This is a genomic window from Pseudoalteromonas sp. MMG024, assembly GCF_021654175.1.
Lineage (GTDB): Bacteria > Pseudomonadota > Gammaproteobacteria > Enterobacterales > Alteromonadaceae > Pseudoalteromonas.
In genome coordinates, this window is record NZ_JAKFZO010000051.1 from 1 (window position 1) to 960 (window position 960).

Here is a 960-nt window from a genome sequence, read left to right on the forward strand (position 1 = left end):
AGTCAACAGTTTTAACGCTGAAGGAACCGGCATCAGCCTCATTTGGGGAAAGTTTTTGGTTGTTATAAGCTGCGCCTAAATAAATGTCATTCGCTAGCGCTGATGAAACAGATAACAAAGACACCCACTCTAATTTTTAGCTATTAGCAAGTGCGAGTAAAACGGAGGTGAACCAATAACCCATAGTGATTTGAAAATGAAGTAAAATTAAGCTTGGCTTGTGGCACGCTATTCATTACCCTATCGGCGTAGTAAAGGATAATTAATATTAAAAGGAATTAATAATGAAGCTTCAATCTATCGTTTTTTATGCTGTGATAGGACTGTTATCTACGCCGCTTCTTGCTGCTACTTTTTACAAATGCACTGATAAAAACGGAAAAGTAGTATTTTCGGATATTGAGTGTGACGGTAATGCTAAAAAAGAAGAATTAAAGGTTGCAAAAGCGCCTAAAGCAACTGAATCAACAAATCGTTACGCAGCCCTTCCCAATAGTAAGAGTAAATCTCAATGTGAACCAGAGCCTCAGCCTGGCTGGGATGATGCTACCGAAGACAATATAAATCATAATTTTCGGGTCCGTTCTAAAAGGTGTCGCATTAATTACCATAATGACTCTTCAAGACGCACTGCATGCATCAATAAACATGAAAAGAGTAAAGAAAAGAGCTTAAAAGTACTGGCTCACACTAGGGCTTCGCGCTGTAAATGAACGTTGTCTATATTAATGAGTCGAGAACAAAATAACAAAGACACCCACTCTGATTTGATTTAGTTTGGGTGTTTTTCTATGTTTAGGGTAAGTACCACTTCTTAAGGATGAGAAGTCATGGCGGTTCCAAGAAAACAATAAATCAGTCTGGTTGATACTCCTTTCTATCATTGTATTTCGCGTTGCGTAAGGCGTGCCTTTTTGTGTGGCGAAGATAAAGTCACAGGGCGGTCGTTTGAGCACCGAC

General features: G+C 39.2%; 1 protein-coding gene and 1 pseudogene. Both read left to right on the plus strand.

Features of this window, described 5'->3' with window-relative positions; all coding sequences use genetic code 11:
* Positions 1-284: 284 nt before the first annotated feature.
* On the plus strand, positions 285-713 hold the full coding sequence (locus L1068_RS21795) for a DUF4124 domain-containing protein (RefSeq protein ID WP_237131957.1): 429 nt from the start codon (positions 285-287) through the stop codon (positions 711-713).
* Positions 714-854: 141 nt separating this feature from the next.
* Positions 855-960: pseudogene (locus L1068_RS21800) on the plus strand (transposase); the annotation flags it as partial.

Excerpts from the sequence above, each read along its gene's own strand:
- L1068_RS21795 (WP_237131957.1), top strand. The coding sequence starts at position 285 with ATGAAGCTTCAATCTATCGTTTTTTATGCTGTGATAGGACTGTTATCT.